Consider the following 15,700-nt stretch of genomic DNA (forward strand, 5'->3'; position numbering starts at 1 on the left):
GCAGCTTCTCTAATGCCTCACGGAAGAGTTTTTAAGCTAGTTAAAGCTGGCGGAGTTATTAAATTTGCGGATAAGGGTAAGCAGACAGCAAAAAAGGTTAAAAATGTTACAAATTATAGAAGGACTTTTTTTGATAAATATCCTGAGCTTAAAGGTAGTGTTGTGGTACATCATGCTATTGAACAACAAGTTCTTAAAAGGTATCCTAAGCTATTTTCTAAAGAAGAAATTCATGCATTATCCAACCTGCGAGGAATCCCAAAAGAATTAAATAGTGATATTCATTTATCAAAAATACGTAAAGAATGGAATAGATTTTATAGAAATAATCCTAATCCCTCAAAACAAGATTTTATAGATTATATGATTGAGTTAGATAGGAAATATGGTGATAAATTTAACCCGCAAGTTAAAAGATAATTTAAAAAGGAGGAAGAACTCTAGTGGATTTATATTTTCTTGAACCAGAAGTGGCTGGCGGTCACGGTGAAAAAACTGTTTATGGAACAAAAAAAGATATTGAAATGGAAGGTATATCTGGAAAGGTAAAATTTTTACACTATGAAATGGAAGGTTGGTTAGGCGATGATCTTTTAGAGGCTACTCCTGCCTTCATTATTTCAGGTAGAGTCGAAAATGAATTAAGAAAGAGTAAGTTTAAAGATTATAAAGTAGAAGAATGTTTAGTCACTACTTCTGATGAATTTAAAGAACTATACCAAAATAAGAAAATACCTTCTTTTTGTAGATTTATTCCATTAGGTTCCATTGAAGTGATAAAAGATAATTTTACAAGTTGGTCTGGGCACCATTTCTGTCTTTCCTCGAAAGGGGAATTAGTAGTAACTAAAGAAGCTTTAGACTTTTTACAGAAATTCTCAATGGGAAATTGTGATATTGAAATCCTAAAACTGCTATAACAGATCGCCTACTCTTATGGGTAGGCTTTTTCTATAGGGGCCACAGTGCTAGTTTACAAAAAATATTATTAATAATATGAGCAACTTGAAAAAATAGCAAAATTAAAAGAACAAGGTGTATTAACTGAGGATGAGTTTGAGCAGGGGAAAAATAAGATATTAAACGGATAAAAAAGAGAAGGCATAAAAACCTTCTCTTAAAATAAAAGATAGCCTTCCTCAAAAGAGAAAAGCTATCCTAAAGGACCTTGAATTAATATATCATTATACGCCTACCCACGCCTAAAATTTATTGTTATAATTTAGCCCCAACGTAATTTATTTAGCCCCAAGAAACAGCCCCAAATAAATTCGTCATTGTGCATTATCCTGCGTTTTTAAAATTTCATAGTTTGATTAAAAACCTTGTAGCATCAACATTCTTCTAACTCAATTACATCAAATTATAGTTATAAAAACTTAGACAACGTAAGCCCTACCTGCTCTTACGTCCTTGCGACCCCGAAGCCGCGCCAGTGTGAATAAGCATAGTCAAAAACATAGTAGAATGCCAACACTTATTTGTTACTTCGTCTACTAATTAATGAATTTTATCACAATATGGTTTTTTTGTCAAACAATAAAAATGGTCAAGCAAATATTTTTATCTACTCATACGACTTGATGTAATATTAAAAAAACACGGTAGTGGGGAATGAAATTCTATGTAGTTTATGATTAATGAAAAAAGTTGCACCGGTAAATAGTATGTATACTGAAATAAAGAGGAAAAGGATAACCCGTTTAACTAGATCTATATGAATTGTAATCTTTCGTGAAGGAAATAAAAATGGATTTGTACGGGGTAGCTTATAAAAAGTAATTCAGTAATATAGGGTAATGTTGACAATGTGTTAAGAAAAAGTGTCTAATTAAATGGAAAAGGAGCATGGTAAATGGATATGAACTTGAAAAACAAAATAGTGTTAGTTACTGCTGGAAGTAAAGGGTTAGGGAAAGCAATCGCCATGGAGTTTGCTAAAGAAGGGGCAGTTGTTCTTATTAGTAGTCGCAATAAAGAAAACTTGAAGGATACTGTTAAAGATATTAAAGAAGCAACTGATAATCCAAATGTGGATTATTATGTTTGTAATATGAAAGACCCTAATACCATTAAACAAATGATCAGTTCTATTGTAGAGGGGCATGGTGGTATTGATGTACTCATTAATAATGCGGGTGGACCACAAGCAGGAAGTTTTCTCGAAATGGATGATGACAAATGGTATCATGCTTTTGAATTAAACCTGCTCAGCTTTGTCCGAACTATACGCGAAGTTGTTCCACATATGAAACAGCAAGAAAGCGGAAGAATTGTCAACATCGCTTCTTCTTCCATTAAACAAGCACTTGATAACCTCGTACTATCAAACACGATCCGGCCTGGTATAGTAGGGCTTTCGAAAACGTTAGCACAGGAATTAAGCGCAGATAATATTTTAATTAATACGGTTGGGCCTGGTTCAGTAAAAACAGATCGAATTCTTGATTTAAACAAGCAAAAGGCAGAAAAGCTGGAATTGTCAGCTGAAGAAGTTATGGCGAAAGCAGAACAAAATATTCCAATGAAGCGTTACGGTAAACCAGAAGAATTTGCCAAAGCTATAGTATTCCTAGCCTCAGGAGCAAACACGTATATTACAGGGCAATCTTTAATTGTAGACGGTGGGCTTGTAAAAGCATTATAACCCAAATAAGATCAATCATGAACAACCAAACTGGCAAGTCGAGCTGGAGTGACAAAGTCGTGCATCGAAGTGAAAAAGTTGCGTACCGAAGCGAGCGAGTCGCGCGCCAAAGCCAGAAAATGGAGCGTTCAAATCGGAAATCGAACCAAAGATGAAGTTACTAGCATGTAAGCAATAATAACATAACTACATAAGGGGTTTCTCTGGAAATAAAAGAACCTTTTAACGGAACGGTTCTTTTATTTAGAGATAAGAAAGCATAAAAATTGTTGCTGTGGGATAACGATATAACGGAATAGCCACGTCCGGCTTAATCGCCCAGGAACTAGGCGACTTCACGAAATCGCTTTCCGCTAAGTCATCATCGGTTCGTAGTTAAGAGGAAGGCCGACTAAAAACGGGCTTTCCACCCGACGCCGGCATACTCCTGTTGCAGGAGCATGATTCCTAAAACTTTAGTTGATTCGCTCCAGTCACTACGTTGCTAACCGGGCGTTCTGCGCCTTTGTTCTTTGCATATATGGTTACTGTGTTAACAGTTCACTCAATGTATTAAATTAGAAATGCCTAGTGTAATCAGTAATAACGGTGGAAGGAAAGTCAGTTGTTGCATATGCTTGCTTTTTATTAGTAGTCTCCCCGCTGATAATCCGAAGAATAAGAAGATACCGCTCATACAAGCGATCAATATAGCAGTTGCTATTGGTTCATAACCAAGCATAGATGCACCAATACCTGCACCAAAGGCGTCTAACGCTAAGGCTAAGCCAAGCAACACGGCTTCCCCGGGTGAAATCGAGCCAGAACGATCTAAATCAGCCTTGTCAGGTGTCGATAGAACAGTGGTTAGTATATTTTGTTTGCGATCCTGATTTTGTTTAGCTAGGTTAGGATTTGACCGTAAACAGTTCGTGAAAGCAAAACCACCCAAGATGATTAATATACTTCCCCCAAGCGTGCTGGCGATATTTGGAGTAAGGACTGAAAGAAACATACTGCCGATTGTCATGGATACGAATACGATTACTCCAGAACATATCATAATAATGAGTAAAGCATTGAAAGGAACTCGAATGTTACGCATGCCATAAACAATCCCAGCACTAAAGCTGTCTAAGCTTACGGCAATAACTAATAGAATCAAACCAGTATAAAATAGCATAGCATCAATTCCTTTGCGTTGTTCTAAAATATTGTATGTAGCAGGTTATTTGTTGTGCGTATCCAACTTATGGACAAAGGGTTAAAAATTCACTATCGCTGTTCTCCATTTCTATCCAGTCAAATGCAATCACAAAAAACACATAACTCGAATATTAATTTTTTTCTTCTATTCAACATATATTCGTACGATTACAGAAGGATCCTTTTGTGTTATGATGATAGCTAGGTAATGTTAGAGAGGATTTTATATATGAGTAAAATAGTAGTTTTAGCAGAAAAGCCTTCTGTCGGGCGAGACATTGCACGGGTATTGCATTGTAATAAAAAAGGGAACGGCTTTATGGAAGGTTCTAAATATATTGTTACGTGGGCGTTAGGGCATCTTGTAACCCTAGCAGATCCTGAAGTTTACGATTCAAAGTATAAAACGTGGAAACTAAACGATCTGCCTATGCTTCCAAAACAGCTGAAATTAACCGTTATTAAAAAAACAGGCAAGCAATTTCAAACGGTAAGAACGCAACTTCTTCGAAAAGATGTTAGTGAAATTGTCATCGCTACAGACGCAGGAAGAGAAGGGGAGCTAGTAGCACGTTGGATATTGGAAAAAGCAAATGTAAGAAAACCCGTTAAACGATTATGGATTTCATCCGTAACCGATAAAGCGATCAAAGACGGATTTAAGCAGTTAAAGCCAGGTAAACAATTTGAAAATTTATATGCTTCCGCCGTTGCAAGATCTGAGGCTGATTGGTATGTAGGACTGAATGCAACAAGAGCGTTAACGACAAAATTTAACGCACAGCTATCTACTGGTCGAGTCCAAACACCGACCCTTGCAATGGTAGCCACAAGAGAAGAAGAAATAAAAGCTTTTCAGCCAAAGACATTTTACGGAATGGAAGCAAAAACGAACAAAGGATTTTCTCTTTTTTGGCAAGATAATAAAAACAACAGACGCCTTTATTCTAGGCAAGCTGCCGAAAATATAGTACAGCAAGTTTCAGGCAAATCATTGCAGGTTGTGCATGTGGAGAAAAATTATAAGAAAAAATTTGCACCGCAATTATATGATTTAACTGAATTACAGCGCGATGCAAATCGTATTTTTCAATTTTCCGGTAAACAGACGCTGTCTATTATGCAAAAATTGTATGAACAGCACAAAATACTAACCTATCCGAGAACGGATTCACGTGTGATTTCTACAGATATTGTGTCTACTATAAAAGATCGAGTAAAAGCATGTGGGGTAGATACATATGCTCGTCATGCCAATAAAATTTTACGAAAAGATTTGAAGTTGTCTAAATCGGTAGTTAATAATGCAAAGGTGACCGATCACCATGCGATCATCCCTACGGAACAAGCAGTTATTCTTGCTGACTTAAATGATAAAGAACGAAAAATCTATGATTTAGTAGTGAAACGGTTTTTAGCAGTTTTATCTGACCCGTATGAATACGAACAAACGACAGTCATTGCGGAAGCAAATGGAGAGAAATTTACAGCAACTGGAAAGATTGTGAAGAAAAATGGCTGGAAGGAGCTGTATCAGAGCAACTTCGCTGACAATTTAGATGAAGAAGATCAGCAATTACCAGCGATTGAAAAAGGGCATCAGCTTGATTTTGTTCGCTATACTTTAACACAAGGTGAAACAAAACCGCCGGAACGATTTACAGAAGGTTCCTTATTACAAGCAATGGAAAATCCTATTCGTCATAAGAATACGTACGATAAGAAGGTAGCCCATACTTTAAAAAATACCGGTGGAATTGGCACAGTAGCTACACGTGCAGATATTATTGAAAAGTTATTTAATAGCATGTATATGGAACTAAAAGGGAAGCATATTTATTTAACATCAACGGGGAGACAGTTGCTTGATCTGGTTCCTGAAGACTTACGATCTCCTGCATTGACCGCTGAATGGGAGCAAAAGCTTAGTCAAATTGCGGAAGGAAAATTAAAGAAAGAGCAATTTATTTCCGACATCAAAGGGTACACGAAGCAAGTGGTCCAGCAAATTAAAGCAAGTCAGGAAAAATTCAAGCACGATAACATGACAGGCACCAAATGCCCTAACTGCGGGAAACTAATGCTTGAAATATCGAATAAAAAAGGCAGGATGCTCGTTTGTCAAGACCGTTCATGCGGCCATAAAAAGAATATTGCTAAACACACGAATGCTCGTTGTCCTAACTGTCATAAACGCCTTGAACTTCGTGGAGAAGGCGAAGGACAAATCTTTACTTGTAAATGTGGTCACAGAGAGAAGTTATCCACGTTCCAAGCAAGAAAACAACGAGAGCAGAAAAATAACGTTTCAAGGAAGGAAGTTAACAAATACTTGAAGAAACAGGATGACGGGTTTGCAAATAATGCTTTAGCTGAACAACTGGCAAAATTAAAATTAAAAAAATAAATACAAAGTAAAAAACCTTGTGATTATTTTTAACACAAGGTTTTTTACCGCAAAAATTTCATTCATTTGCTTATTTATACCGTTTCTCTTCTAGCACTTGATGGAATTTATCTAGTATTTGTACTTTGCTAGGTCGATTTTCATCTGCCATTTGTTCGGCAGCTTTAATAGCATCATCTTTTGCTTCGTATAATTCTTCCGGTGCTACATCCTCTAACTTTACAAACCATCCCGTTGCATCTACGTTTGGTGTTACACTATATGTTCGCATGAATAAAACTCCTTTTTAAAAGATTTTGCAGTTGTAACAAAAATGAGCTGTTTGTCATTTTTTCTACTGAAGAAAATTGCCAAGTCCCACTAAAAATTTTCTCGCAGGTTTCTTAGAAAAACTTGGCTTATCGCCAAGTCTTATGGCGAAGACCTTTGTTCTCCTATAAACCAAAAAATCTTATACTTTCCTATAGTGAAAAAAATACTTCTTTTTTCTAAAGAACGAAGTCTAAATAAAGCAAGAATACTTGAACTAAACATATTTAAAAAAGTCTCGTTCGGTATTCGTATTCGCAACCTTTATCCCACTTAAATTTTGCATACGAGTAAAGATCCAATGACATAGAGTTTTTATGTTGGATCGTATAAAAGACATTCCCATAATTAATACCCTATAAACGTTTTAGAAAAATATTACGCAGCTGAAATAAAAATCTCATATTTTCACTCTTGGTGAAAATCACTGACCTCTTTAGAACAATAAATTTTAAATAGACATTATCTATGCTAAAATAAATAGTATCTGATTTTTTAACAATAAGGGAAAATCTGAAAACAGCTTGACAAAAAAATAAAATAGAATCAGCCATACCATTAATCAAGGTTGCTAATTATTTTATCTGTATACAAGATACTGTAAGACGCGCACTTCAGGAGTTGGATCATCTGTACTGCAACAAGTCTAGGGGGAAGATAACAGCACTAAATGCCCTGTTTTGTAAAAAGCCTTTAGGTCATACCATTACGTATGATACTAACAGCCGTGGGGGATGAATGGAAACCTGTTGATGGTAGTTTCAATTTATAACAATACACTCTCCGAAAATGTTATTGCAACCATTCCCAAAAATTACGACTCTAAATTTAGAAAAAGTAACCAGCTAAAAATTAATTGATTGATGAATGATCATTAACTTTTAAAAGGCATAGACTCATTGGAGGGGGGAAAATGGACATATATCTGTTCATATTGTTTTTTTTAATTATTTTTATGCTCCATAACTTAGAGGAGATTATAACAATCGAAAAGTGGTTTAAAAATACTTATCCCCGAATTAGGGGGCAGATTCCTTTACCTGTTCAAAAACTAATAGACGGTTTTGCTAATACTACTGCTGCGCAATTTGCGATTGCAGTTTTAATGATATCGTTGGTTGCATCCTTGTTACTTATAATAACAGTAACGACACAGCACTATTTTTTATTTTTAGGGTTAAACATGCTCTTTGCTCTTAATATTTTTACTCATCCGATTCAAGCAATCTTATTAAGGTGCTATACGCCTGGGGTCTGGACGACTTTATTATTAATTTTGCCTTACAACATAATATTTTTTTATCACTTCTATATAGAAGATTTACTAACAATGAACATGATTTTAGGTGGTTCGGTAGTAATGTTCATATGTATGCCATTTGTATATCTTGGTCATAAAATCGCAGAGAAGTGGAAATAAATCTTTTATTTTATCCGTATACAAGATACTGTAAGACGCGTACTTCAGGAGTTGGATTATCTGTACTGCAACAAGTCTAGGGAGAAGATAACAGCACTAAATGCCTTATTTCGTAGGTGGATCTAGGTCTTACCTTTATAGCACTGTCGTGAATGAAAACTCCACTTATGCGAAGTTGTTTGTAAAAAATAAAGAAATTCTCTAAAAAAAGTTTGGATTCTTAATATGTTCTAGTCAACATCATAATGTTTTTGTAAATGTTACGTGGTCTATTTAAAAAATTTCCAAAATCTCCTATGCATCATCCATACGTACTCGGTTGAAGAAACGCTTTTTTAAGGTTATTAATCAAATTGCTGAAGCTTTTGATGTGAAAGCAGATATTATTTATCAAGATGGTTAGCCATTGATATATTACACCATTGGAAGAGCAAGCAAATAATTAGGATATAACAATATTGGGATGACAAACAGATACGGGTTGAGAGTTCAAGTAACTGAATCAAAGGTTTTTTCCTTAAGCTGTTTACTTGCAATCATGGTCTCGTGTATCATTAAATAAGAAGTAAGCATGGTTTAATGATATAAGGGAGGTTAATATAGATGGCTTTTGTTATTTTAGATCCTTGTCGAGGGGAGAAATCAGGTGAATGTGTTAGCGTTTGCCCTGTTGATTGTATAGAGGAAGGTCCAGATCAATTTTATATTGATCCAGATGTTTGTATTGATTGCGGTGCTTGTAAAGCAGTTTGCCCTGTTGATGCAATCGAGGAAGAATATGATCTAACTGCAGAGCAAGAAGTATTTTTAGAAAAAGCAGAAGAATTTTTTGCGAATAGATAAAGAAGAACAAAATGGGCTTATTTCCAGATGGAGATAAGCTTTTTTTGAAAGATAAGAAAGTATAAAATTTATTACTTTGGCATTAACGAATTAACCGAATAAGCCACGTCCGGCGCATGATCCCTGCAACTAGGCGACTTCACGAAATCGCCTTCCGATAAGTCATCATCGGTTCGTGGTTAAGAGGGAGGCCGACTAAAAACGGGCTTGCCGCCCGACGTCGGCATACTCCTGTTGCAGGAGCATGATTCCTAAAACTTTAGTTGATTCATTCCAGTCGCTACGTTGCTAAACGGGCGTCCTGCGCCTTTGTTCTACTATACAGAATCAGTTAACTGCCTATGGAAAAGAAACCATCAAATATGATCAAAATGGAAACCGAAATAGAAGATGGTACGTATACGTGTGAGTGAAATGCAGACGAGCAACTAGTAGCTGTCGCGAAAAAAATGAGAAAGTACTCCGTTTGCGAATACAAATATGATGATAACGGTAGAAGAAATTAAAAGAAAGAAAAAGCTACCATCACTAACCACATGTATGACGGGGCAGCCTGAATGTCTTGTATGAAACAAATAACAAAGATCAAGTAAGCGCTCCTACGTTTACAGTGGCGGAAGATCCATTACTGGCACTGAATAAGCACGATGGAAATACAGTATCGGATACCTATACCTATCATTACAACCCGTGTGGTGATGGATTGCTTTAACCGATCAATCAGGACAAGTTGTCGCAAGCTAGACTATGGCAGGTGGGGTAATCCATTGGCGTCAAAACGAACTGGGATCGCATCTGGAAAATCCATTCCGTAGCTATTAGACTTCGCTTTCTCCTACGTATGCTAAAATTCCAAATAACTTGTCTATATTTAGATGGACATGCTTTAACTCCCTAATTATCCTTATTTTAATATTCAAATCTAGTAGGGATAAGGTAAATGATGTGAATTTTTTATATTTTGTTCTCTTTTAATAGATTAGAATTATAATTTTCCGTTTTGTTTTTCAATATTACTTAAGATATAATAAAAACAGTTTCATCCATAAAGGAGAAAGGGGGTATAATTATGACTTATATGTTAGTCCATGGTCTTGGACAAAATGCTACCAGTTGGCAAAAAGTCATAGATTCCTTGAAAATAGATTCCGAAAAGATAGTTTCCCCTGACTTATTTCGATTTATTGAAACAGGAAAAATGGATTATCGGAATTTGTACTATAACTTTTTTGATTATTGCGAAAATGAAGATGGTCCTGTTGATTTAGGTGGTCTTTCGTTAGGTGCAATTCTATCTTTAAACTATGCATTGGATCGTCCCGAGAAAGTAAATTCCCTTATTTTAATAAATACACAATATAAAATGCCACAGTTTCTTCTATCTGTACAAAGTGCAATTTTTCAATTTTTTCCTAATTATGTATTTGAAAAAATGGGATTATCCAAAAAGGATGCAATTCAATTAATGAAATCTATGAGGAAATTAGATTTCAGCTTGCGGTTATCAGAAATATCTTGTAAAACCCTTATTTTATGCGGAGAAAAAGATAAGCTAAATAAGAAAGCGGCAAAACAATTAAGCAATCTAATAATGGATGCAAAGTTGGAGTTTATTCAAAACGCTGGTCATGAAGCAAATTCAGATAATCCTGAAGGTACGGCACAAATAATTAAAAATTTTTGGGTTGAAAATACATAAGCTATTGTTTGAATACGGAATTATTTACAATAAAGTATCAATTACGCAATAAATGTAGGAAGTGAATATAAGGAAGGAGAAGGTTCGATATAATGCCCCCTTTCTTTAAGCTATCCGATCACTGCGTGGTTCCGCTTTAATTTTAAACAGAGGTGGTATAGACTTGCAACATTTAACAATGAAATCTATTGACAAAAATAATTGGGAAGAAGCCATTCATTTAAACGTGAAAGCAGAACAGAAAGCCTTTATAGCATCCAATCTTTATTCGATCGCAGAAGTTCAATTTCTGGATGATTTTGTTGCAAAAGGTATTTATCTTGATCACAAGATGATTGGATTTGCGATGTTCGGAATAGATCCTGATGACCATCAATATTGGATTTATCGACTGATGATTGATGCGACATATCAAGGAAAAGGGTTGGGTGTACAAGCTGTGCAGCTTATTATTGAAGAGTTGCGACAGAACAAGCAAGCAAATATTCCATATGTGACGATTGGTTATGATCCTGAAAATTTTGCAGCGAAATTTGTTTATCGAAAGGCTGGATTTAAAGAGACGAAATTGGCTCCTTGGGGAGAACAACTGGCATCTTTGAAACTATAATGAGAAAGCAAGCGAAACCGTTACCCGCCTATACGACTTGGGAATGGCGGGTAATGGATGACTTCGATGAAAACCGATTTGCATTACGCTTTCAGGGTTCGTTTTTGAAGCACGATTTTCCGATACATCCCATTCAACATAATAGATGTATCTTCTTTTACAAGTAACGTTTCTTTGTTTGTATCTTGTAATTTTTCAAAGTCGATACCAATATCAGTGCCTAATAACTGACCGAATGGTCTGATGATTTTTTTAAACGTAGAAAGCTCTTTGCCCTTAGGTGCAAATTTATCGAAAATAATAATTTTACCCTCTGGTTTGACCACTCGAACCATCTCTTGCAAACATTTATCGGCAACAGGGACAACTGATAAAATAAGACTTCCTACAACTACATCAAATTGATTGTCTTGAAATTGCATTTGCTGAGCATCCATTTTTAAAAAATGGATGGAAGAATCTTTGAATTTATTTTTCGCCTTGTTAAGCATTTCGGTTGAATAATCAATTGCGGTAATTGTTAATTCTTGATGTTGGACTAGCTCTAAATCTGCGCCAGTTCCGACCCCGACAAATAGTATTTGTTGATGTTGGGAAAAAGGTTCTTCGTGAAAGATCCTCTTACGGGCTGCGAGAAATTTCCCTGTATTAAAGAACGTATCGTAAATAGGTGACCAAAGTTTATAAATAATTTCATTCCAGCGATTGTTCATGCTTCACCTCTTATTTTATGAATAAATCGGATATATTAATTGTCTTGATATATTGATTTTAACATAAGTCCATTCTCATATTTTGAGATTGTTTTACTACATCGTAGTTTTTATACATGATATGGTGGTAGCTCGTATTGAGAAAAATGCAATATAAAGTATTTGGAGAGGGAGGGGGAAATAAATATGACGAATGTTTTAACAGTAATGGAACTATCTTGCGAACATGTTCAAATAAAAATTGCAAATAACGATGCTGCCATGTACTCCATTTGGGTTAGTGAGTTTGAGGATTATGTGGAAGAAAATAAAGCCTATATAAAGGATTGGCTGGCTCGAAATGCCTATTTTCCTGTGCAGTTTATTTTTACAACTTATCGAGAAGAGCGAATGGATGAGGAGCTTATGCAACGACACATTCATTTTGAACATATGGTAAAAGGATATGAAAAGAGTAACATTTACATTGTTGAAGTCTGTACTACAGAGCAACTTCTATATTTAATAGATCAATATTATTGGCTAGCTGCACAAAATGAAACGATGCTTATCGCTGATTGTAAGAGTGTCATTCATATAAAAGAGCATTTTATTTCGAGTTCATATAGTTATGTCACGATGGAGGCAGAGATTCATAAGGAGAATGGTTTTGTCATTGTAGTTGAACATGATGGTCAAGGCATGCAATTAATAACAACGAAGCATGAATGGATCGGGCAAAAGAACTTACAGGGGACATTAGGTGATGTTCATTTAGAACAGTGGAATAATACATATTACGGCTTGTAGAATGATGATGTAATACACGTAAAATAACCTATCTAATTATCCCGTCCTGTATAAGGTACTGTAACTCTCCATCTAATAAGCCTAAATGCGCACAGTTTAGTGTGGGAAAAGTATTATAAACCAACAGAAATCGTCCCAAATGGCGAATTTCAATGCTTTTATAACAGTAGTTATTACGGCAAGGAGTGAAGCAAATTGTTTAAAAGTATAGAGCAATGGGTGGACTATATAGACGAAGGATGCGATATATTAAGTATTCATTTTAATATATTTAAAAAAGAATTACGTTTAAAAATTAAAATTACAGAACATGAACAATCAATTGAACATCAGATAGTCTTCAAAAATATTGCCAGTCTTTACTTTAATGGTGGTGAAGAGGATACAAGGTTGGAGCACATAAACTATGAAGAATATAATTGGCAAGTTTTTGAGTTCAGTTACCATCCAAATGGAATTGGAAATTTAGAAAATGACATGCTTAAGGAGTTTAATACGAATCTAAACTTTATTTTCGATATAAATATGTTGTTACTATCAGTTGAGTCTTATCATGTTTCCTTTGATGCAAACGAATTTATACTTAAAGAGTAGATACGTTGAGAAGGAAACAGGATCCTTTTTGGAATAAAAAACATAAATAAGTAAAATTATAGGTGATGCCATGAAGCAAGACTTAATAAATCGTCTGAGAAAGTTAGATCTCCAAAATGGCTTTCCTTATGAAGATTTAAACTTAATTGAAGATACGTATGTAAAAGAACAAAGTAATCTTCCTAATGATACATCACTAATCGAGGACTTTAATGATTTCTGTTTCATTATAGCAGGAAGTGTCAGTTACGCAATGGAAGGTAAAAAAATACCACAATACCAAAAAAGACTATTGAATAAGGATTTTTTTGAGAATTACCCTTCTTATTTTTTTCTGAAGAAAGAATTAAACAAATATAGTGACTTAAAAGGAGAATTGGAAATACACGAGTTAGCACGTCAACTATTAATAAAACTATAAAGACGTAAAATTAGGAATTAAAAATTTGTATTCAATAAGCTCTCTTTTAAAAAACCAGCCGTTTTGAAAACACAATATACAGTTAGCATCTGCTGAATCTAACTAAAGTTCCAACTGCGGAGGTTGCATTTCTTCAAGCAACGGGCTATTTAGTTGGAGAATTACATCAGGGATTCTCCTATATGATTGAGGCGTTAAATCTATCCCGTCTCGCCAACGCTGTTGCCTCCGTTGGAATTATGCGCCGCGCCTATACAGAAGCAAAAGCAACCAGTAGAAATGCTTTCGACAAACAGCTTACTGATTTCCCAATAGTTCGTGAAACACTTAGTACAATGGCTGCAAAACAAGAAATAAACTTAAGCACGATGTTTTCCATCATTCAATTAATGGACCAGTGAATGGGGAATGAGCAACCCGCAACGAATAAAGGGCAAATTTTATTTCGTGTTTATGTTGCTATTATGAAGAAAGCAACAGCTGAACAAGCGATTCAGTTTAAGCATGAAGCAATTGAAATGCATGGTGGAAATGGATATATTGAAGATTTTGTCCCAGCGTTTGCTTCGTGATGCGCAAGTACTGACGGTTTGGAAGGGAACAGCAAATATTCTCGGATTAGAAGTAATCCGACTGATTCACATGTATCAGGCAGAGGAACTGTTTATTAATAAGATGAATGAGCGTTTGGAGAGAACAAAACAAAATTCCTTAATTGAGGAGCATTTGATTTCAGATATAGAAGATGGCATTAATCAACTAAAAACATATTTGAGACAGTGGCAATAATTAGATGCTGATTTGCAAACGTATGCTAGTAAACGACTAGTCGATAAAATATCTAAGATTTTAACAAGTGTTGTAGCAGTTGAGGAAACATCCGGTGGTAGGACACAAGCAATTACGGAAGTATTTCTTCATACGGTGTGGAATAACGATGAGACAAGCGTGCAACCTGATCCATTAAAACACTATGCTAAAATCGTGGAGAACAAACATAGTGAAAAGTAAAGTGGGGAAAAGTGGATAAATATGAATATATAGAATTTTAAGAGGGGTACTCGAATTACTTTCCTCTAGATTGGATGTAGATGAATAGTAGCATTGGGTTGTTTGAAGGCAGTTTATTTATCTCGTATATAAGGTGCTGTAAGACTGCCACTTCAGGAGTTGGATAATCTGTAAAAGCAACAAGTCTAAGTGGAAGATAATAATACCTAAATGCCCTGTTTTGTAAGAAACTTTTTTAGGTCATTCCTTTGTGACACTAACAATTAGCGGTGAGTGAAGGAAAGCCACCCTTGATGGAAGATTCACTTTATATGTCTTTTTTCGAGGGTAAGAAAGTATAAAATGAGGTGCTTGGGGATAACGCAATAATTGAATAGCCACGTCTGGCGCATGAGCCCAGCAACGATGCGACTTTAGAAATGCGCTCTACGATAAAACCTCATCGGCCGCTAAAAGGAAGGCCGACTAAAAACGGGCTTGCCGCCCGACGTCGGCATACTCCTGTTGCAGGAGCATGATTCCCTGAAATTTTAGTTGATTCGCTCCAGTCGCTACGTTGCTAAGCGGGCGCCTGCGCCTTTGTTCGCCCCATTTTAGGATATCTATGGGTTCGATTGGCCCTCGGCTTTTTCAGCTAATTTACTGGAAATCCACCGTTTGGCTGTTTCTTCATCGACTTCATATACTTTTCCAGCACGCAATAAATCACCGTGATATGCAGTTTGGACGTTCATTTTTACTTTCATATGGATAGCTCCTTTTCATCAATCATAGAGATTATTAAGAAATAAGTATTATTATATTATAGCACGGAAAATCAGCATTGCGACTCATTGTCATCGAAAAAGTAATTATGGTCAAAAATTACTTTATAAACTTTTAAATGTTTATTATATAATCGCAATGCTCAGGATTTGTTTTTAGTAAATTTTTGTATAATGTATCAGCAATCTTCTGGTATTCATGCGCATGTTTGAGAGCGTAAAATAATTTGTGTAAATGAATAAATAGAAAAAGGAAGACCTTTTCTTGTAGAATCAAGTTACCACACA

Annotated in this window: 19 protein-coding genes and 1 pseudogene; 16 read left to right on the forward strand and 4 right to left on the reverse strand. The window is 35.5% G+C overall.

The features are described from left to right. From D1839_RS18950 to D1839_RS18965, 4 genes and pseudogenes are all read left to right on the forward strand, one after another. Nucleotides 1–420, forward strand: a 420-nt coding sequence (locus tag D1839_RS18950) for a hypothetical protein (RefSeq protein ID WP_199690421.1), incomplete at its 5' end; no start/stop codon positions are given. Between the two features lie 23 nt (nucleotides 421–443). Then, nucleotides 444–920, forward strand: coding sequence for a hypothetical protein (locus D1839_RS18955; protein WP_120381360.1), 477 nt, complete (start codon nucleotides 444–446; stop codon nucleotides 918–920). A gap of 90 nt (nucleotides 921–1,010) precedes the next feature. After that, nucleotides 1,011–1,091, forward strand: a pseudogene (locus D1839_RS21485) (SHOCT domain-containing protein); the annotation flags it as partial. Nucleotides 1,092–1,855: 764 nt separating this feature from the next. Continuing rightward, nucleotides 1,856–2,647 (forward strand): SDR family oxidoreductase, encoded by a 792-nt coding sequence (locus tag D1839_RS18965; protein WP_120381361.1) that lies wholly within the window; start codon nucleotides 1,856–1,858, stop codon nucleotides 2,645–2,647. A 544-nt stretch (nucleotides 2,648–3,191) separates the two neighbouring features. Here D1839_RS18965 and ytaF read toward each other — a convergent pair. Then, complete coding sequence (gene ytaF, locus D1839_RS18970; protein ID WP_120381362.1) at nucleotides 3,192–3,809, reverse strand: sporulation membrane protein YtaF; 618 nt, start codon at nucleotides 3,807–3,809, stop codon at nucleotides 3,192–3,194. Nucleotides 3,810–4,061: 252 nt separating this feature from the next. On the opposite strand from ytaF, the gene D1839_RS18975 reads away from it, so the two are divergent. Then, nucleotides 4,062–6,239, forward strand: a complete 2,178-nt coding sequence (locus tag D1839_RS18975) for a DNA topoisomerase III (protein WP_120381363.1) — start codon at nucleotides 4,062–4,064, stop codon at nucleotides 6,237–6,239. A gap of 70 nt (nucleotides 6,240–6,309) precedes the next feature. Here the strand turns inward: D1839_RS18975 and D1839_RS18980 are convergent, their stop codons facing one another. After that, a complete protein-coding gene (locus D1839_RS18980; protein WP_050352180.1) occupies nucleotides 6,310–6,510 on the reverse strand; it encodes a DUF2188 domain-containing protein in 201 nt (66 codons plus the stop codon). A 951-nt stretch (nucleotides 6,511–7,461) separates the two neighbouring features. Between D1839_RS18980 and D1839_RS18985 the strand changes: the two genes are divergently transcribed. The 4 genes from D1839_RS18985 (at nucleotide 7,462) to D1839_RS19000 (ending at nucleotide 11,120) form a co-directional block, all read left to right on the forward strand. Beyond that, nucleotides 7,462–7,968 (forward strand): HXXEE domain-containing protein, encoded by a 507-nt coding sequence (locus tag D1839_RS18985; protein WP_120381364.1) that lies wholly within the window; start codon nucleotides 7,462–7,464, stop codon nucleotides 7,966–7,968. 603 nt (nucleotides 7,969–8,571) lie between these two features. After that, complete coding sequence (locus D1839_RS18990; protein WP_050352183.1) at nucleotides 8,572–8,811, forward strand: indolepyruvate ferredoxin oxidoreductase subunit alpha; 240 nt, start codon at nucleotides 8,572–8,574, stop codon at nucleotides 8,809–8,811. Between the two features lie 1,069 nt (nucleotides 8,812–9,880). Beyond that, entirely contained in the window at nucleotides 9,881–10,510 is a 630-nt protein-coding gene (locus D1839_RS18995; protein ID WP_120381365.1) for an alpha/beta fold hydrolase, read from the forward strand. Nucleotides 10,511–10,673: 163 nt separating this feature from the next. Then, nucleotides 10,674–11,120, forward strand: a complete 447-nt coding sequence (locus D1839_RS19000) for a GNAT family N-acetyltransferase (RefSeq protein WP_120381366.1) — start codon at nucleotides 10,674–10,676, stop codon at nucleotides 11,118–11,120. Between the two features lie 83 nt (nucleotides 11,121–11,203). Here D1839_RS19000 and D1839_RS19005 read toward each other — a convergent pair whose 3' ends face one another. Beyond that, nucleotides 11,204–11,833: a class I SAM-dependent methyltransferase gene (locus D1839_RS19005; protein WP_120381367.1), complete on the reverse strand. Its 630-nt coding sequence runs from the start codon at nucleotides 11,831–11,833 to the stop codon at nucleotides 11,204–11,206. A 186-nt stretch (nucleotides 11,834–12,019) separates the two neighbouring features. Here D1839_RS19005 and D1839_RS19010 point away from each other — a divergent pair, with 186 nt between their 5' ends. The 7 genes from D1839_RS19010 (at nucleotide 12,020) to D1839_RS19040 (ending at nucleotide 14,648) form a co-directional block, all read left to right on the forward strand. Then, on the forward strand, nucleotides 12,020–12,622 hold the full coding sequence (locus D1839_RS19010; RefSeq protein WP_120381368.1) for a hypothetical protein: 603 nt from the start codon (nucleotides 12,020–12,022) through the stop codon (nucleotides 12,620–12,622). Nucleotides 12,623–12,817: 195 nt separating this feature from the next. Continuing rightward, nucleotides 12,818–13,216 carry a YxiG family protein gene (locus D1839_RS19015; RefSeq protein ID WP_120381369.1) on the forward strand — a complete coding sequence of 133 codons (399 nt, stop codon included), beginning with the start codon at nucleotides 12,818–12,820 and terminating at the stop codon, nucleotides 13,214–13,216. Between the two features lie 70 nt (nucleotides 13,217–13,286). After that, nucleotides 13,287–13,637 carry a YxiJ family protein gene (locus D1839_RS19020; protein ID WP_120381370.1) on the forward strand — a complete coding sequence of 117 codons (351 nt, stop codon included), beginning with the start codon at nucleotides 13,287–13,289 and terminating at the stop codon, nucleotides 13,635–13,637. A 92-nt stretch (nucleotides 13,638–13,729) separates the two neighbouring features. Further along, nucleotides 13,730–14,038, forward strand: coding sequence for an acyl-CoA dehydrogenase family protein (locus tag D1839_RS21490; RefSeq protein ID WP_286164862.1), 309 nt, complete (start codon nucleotides 13,730–13,732; stop codon nucleotides 14,036–14,038). Continuing rightward, the gene (locus D1839_RS21495; protein WP_120381372.1) at nucleotides 14,039–14,209 is read left to right on the forward strand and encodes an acyl-CoA dehydrogenase family protein; all 171 of its coding nucleotides are present in this window, start codon (nucleotides 14,039–14,041) and stop codon (nucleotides 14,207–14,209) included. Then, complete coding sequence (locus D1839_RS19035; RefSeq protein ID WP_147358295.1) at nucleotides 14,178–14,426, forward strand: hypothetical protein; 249 nt, start codon at nucleotides 14,178–14,180, stop codon at nucleotides 14,424–14,426. Before D1839_RS21495 ends, D1839_RS19035 begins: the two co-directional genes overlap by 32 nt. 12 nt (nucleotides 14,427–14,438) lie before the next feature. Then, nucleotides 14,439–14,648, forward strand: a complete 210-nt coding sequence (locus D1839_RS19040) for a hypothetical protein (protein WP_120381374.1) — start codon at nucleotides 14,439–14,441, stop codon at nucleotides 14,646–14,648. A gap of 602 nt (nucleotides 14,649–15,250) precedes the next feature. Here D1839_RS19040 and D1839_RS19045 read toward each other — a convergent pair. Further along, nucleotides 15,251–15,394, reverse strand: coding sequence for a hypothetical protein (locus tag D1839_RS19045; RefSeq protein WP_166554468.1), 144 nt, complete (start codon nucleotides 15,392–15,394; stop codon nucleotides 15,251–15,253). Nucleotides 15,395–15,700 lie beyond the last annotated feature (306 nt).

Origin of the sequence: Roseburia sp. 1XD42-34, assembly GCF_009917385.1 — a bacterium.
GTDB lineage: Bacteria > Bacillota > Bacilli > Bacillales > Amphibacillaceae > Virgibacillus.

Coding starts and splice junctions, on each gene's coding strand:
- D1839_RS18965 (WP_120381361.1), top strand. CDS start 1,856: ATGGATATGAACTTGAAAAACAAAATAGTGTTAGTTACTGCTGGAAGT.
- ytaF (WP_120381362.1), bottom strand. CDS start 3,809: ATGCTATTTTATACTGGTTTGATTCTATTAGTTATTGCCGTAAGCTTA.
- D1839_RS18975 (WP_120381363.1), top strand. CDS start 4,062: ATGAGTAAAATAGTAGTTTTAGCAGAAAAGCCTTCTGTCGGGCGAGAC.
- D1839_RS18980 (WP_050352180.1), bottom strand. CDS start 6,510: ATGCGAACATATAGTGTAACACCAAACGTAGATGCAACGGGATGGTTT.
- D1839_RS18985 (WP_120381364.1), top strand. CDS start 7,462: ATGGACATATATCTGTTCATATTGTTTTTTTTAATTATTTTTATGCTC.
- D1839_RS18990 (WP_050352183.1), top strand. CDS start 8,572: ATGGCTTTTGTTATTTTAGATCCTTGTCGAGGGGAGAAATCAGGTGAA.
- D1839_RS18995 (WP_120381365.1), top strand. CDS start 9,881: ATGACTTATATGTTAGTCCATGGTCTTGGACAAAATGCTACCAGTTGG.
- D1839_RS19005 (WP_120381367.1), bottom strand. CDS start 11,833: ATGAACAATCGCTGGAATGAAATTATTTATAAACTTTGGTCACCTATT.
- D1839_RS19010 (WP_120381368.1), top strand. CDS start 12,020: ATGACGAATGTTTTAACAGTAATGGAACTATCTTGCGAACATGTTCAA.
- D1839_RS19020 (WP_120381370.1), top strand. CDS start 13,287: ATGAAGCAAGACTTAATAAATCGTCTGAGAAAGTTAGATCTCCAAAAT.
- D1839_RS21495 (WP_120381372.1), top strand. CDS start 14,039: ATGGGGAATGAGCAACCCGCAACGAATAAAGGGCAAATTTTATTTCGT.
- D1839_RS19045 (WP_166554468.1), bottom strand. CDS start 15,394: ATGAAAGTAAAAATGAACGTCCAAACTGCATATCACGGTGATTTATTG.